General features: G+C 82.6%; 1 pseudogene. It reads left to right on the top strand.

Annotation, left to right across the window (positions count from 1 at the left end):
• Window positions 1-402 (top strand): annotated as a pseudogene (locus EIZ44_RS44505) (translation initiation factor IF-2); the annotation flags it as partial.

The raw sequence follows: 402 nt of genomic DNA on the forward strand, positions 1-402 counted from the left end.
CCGGCCCAGCCGGCCCCGGCGCAGGAGGTCCCGGCCGCCAAGGCCGAGCCCGCCGCGCCCAAGCCGGCCCCGAAGCAGCAGGACTCGTCGTCCGCCGGTTCGGTCGTGCCGCCCAAGCCGCAGGGCCCCAAGCCCGGCGGCCCGAAGCCCGGTCCGCGCACCCCGCGGGTCGGCAACAACCCGTTCGGCGTCGGTTCCGGTTCCCCGGCCCCGCGCCCGCCCGCCTCGCGTCCCGGCCCCGGCCAGGGCGGCGACAACCGTCCCCCGCGTCCGGGCGGCGGCCAGGGCGGCGGAGAGCGTCCGCCGCGTCCCGGCGGGCAGGGCGGCGGCAACCGGCCGAGCCCGGGCAACATGCCCCCGCGCCCGAACCCCGGCATGATGCCGGGCCGCGCCCGTCCGGCC

It is taken from the genome of Amycolatopsis nivea (assembly GCF_004522235.1).
Lineage (GTDB): Bacteria > Actinomycetota > Actinomycetes > Mycobacteriales > Pseudonocardiaceae > Amycolatopsis > Amycolatopsis nivea.